1 protein-coding gene is annotated in these 1,744 nt (G+C 60.3%); it reads right to left on the bottom strand.

From position 1 onward, the window contains the following. Positions 1-134 precede the first annotated feature (134 nt). Complete coding sequence (locus HNQ95_RS33310) at positions 135-1,598, bottom strand: ISNCY family transposase (protein WP_182576254.1); 1,464 nt, start codon at positions 1,596-1,598, stop codon at positions 135-137. Positions 1,599-1,744: the final 146 nt, after the last annotated feature.

The following is a 1,744-nucleotide window of genomic DNA, read 5'->3' as shown; positions in this document are numbered from 1 at the left end:
TGTCACAGCAATTTAAAGATGAGACAAAGCAGTCAACTTAGAAATGCGACACGATACTATCGTTTATTACTGCGGTTTCAAGCGAGCATATTTTCTCAATACGCAGGCGCAAGCCGCCGGCCGGGCGGAGCTGGTCAGGGTTGCGCAGCCCGGTCGGCGGCGGATGGCTCCAGCGCCAACATACGCTGCCGTGCCAATGCCTGCTGTCGCCGGGCCATAACCACGGGGTCTTTGGTGACGTCCGTCTTCCTGCCGGGCTTCGTGCCACGCTTCTGATAGCCATTGCTCAGGCTGCCATCACGAATGCCGAACAGATGATCCGTCTGACCGGCGCGGCTTGGCCCACCCTTGCTGCGCTGCTGCTCTCGCCCCACCTGTAGCTCGGCCACCACTGCCAGCATGTCATCAAGCCGCTTGTTCTCAACCACCTCGGACCTGTGTACCGAGCGCAACGTATCGAAGGTTCTGTAGGGCAGGGACGTCCCCTCGTGGATGATCTCAAGGCGACCATCGGGATAGTCGCAGACAATGAGCTTCGTGCCGGCGAGCGCCTTGGCGAGGTCCGTCGGGTCGAGGAGGAACAACACCTTGTCATAGCGTAGCGTCAGGGCCTGCGACAGCTTGCGGATCTCCTTGCGGCACATCGCGCCGTCGAGGTTCTCATGCGCGGCAAACGGCCGATGCATGTCCTTCGGATTACGCGGCACCTTGCCAAAGCGACGATTGAAGTCGGCCATGAACTCCGGCGCATAGGCATTGGCCGCCGCGATCGTGTCGATGCCGCGCAGCCGCAGTTCCTTGACCAGGCGATCCTGCAGCGTCTGGTTGGCGCGCTCGACGCGCCCTTTGGCCTGCGGGGTGTTGGCGCAGATGATGTCGATGTTGAGCTCGTAAAGCGCCCGCCCGAACTGCGTCAGGCCACTGGTCCTGTCCTTCTCCGAAGCATGGGTCGAACGGAAGATCCCATGCTTGTCGCTGTAGAACGCGATCGGCTTGCCCCATTGCTGCAAATACGCCTTCGTCGCGTGCAGATAGTCGAAAGTGTTCTCTGAAGTCGCAAAGCGCAGATGCAGCAGCTTGCCGGTGGCATCATCGATATAAACGAGCAGGGCGCATTTGGGACCACGGCTCTCGAACCACCAATGATGCGAGCCATCGATCTGGACCAGTTCGCCGAAACAATCGCGCCGGCCGCGCGGCTGGAAAACCCGCTTCTTGCGCTCGCGGCGCGACACCCAGATGCCGGCGGCCATCATCCACTGACGCAGCGTCTCCTTGCTGACGGCAATCCGGTGGCGTTCGACCAGCTTCTCGGCCGCCAACGTTGGTCCGAAATCCACGTAATGTTCACGCACCAGATCGAGCACCAGATTGCGGAAATCCTCGCTGTGGCGCCGGTTGCTCGGACGCCCGCGCTTCTTCGAGACAAGACCATCGGCGCCGGCCAGGTCATAGGCCTGCAACAGCCGATGGACCTGACTGCGGCTAAGACCAAGCAGCTTGGCCGCCGCGACGACCGTCAGGCGACGCCCACGAACCCGCTGGATCAGTTCAAGACGATGCAATTCTTTCTGCGACATGACGATCAAACAAGACATGACGACTCCGAACGCTCATGGGCTCAGCCACGCTTCACGTCGCCAGTCTTCCTTCCAAACGCTGACATTTGACCAGCATCCCAAGAGGCGACGACTGTCGCATCTCTAACCGGCTCATGTGTCGCATCTCTAAAATGGCGCTACAA

The sequence above is a fragment of the Aminobacter ciceronei genome, from assembly GCF_014138625.1.
Taxonomy (GTDB): Bacteria; Pseudomonadota; Alphaproteobacteria; order Rhizobiales; family Rhizobiaceae; genus Aminobacter; species Aminobacter ciceronei.
Note: the sequence above shows the minus strand (reverse complement) of the source record. Positions and strands in the feature narration are given on the sequence as shown.

Excerpts from the sequence above, each read along its gene's own strand:
- HNQ95_RS33310 (WP_182576254.1), bottom strand. The coding sequence starts at position 1,598 with ATGTCTTGTTTGATCGTCATGTCGCAGAAAGAATTGCATCGTCTTGAA.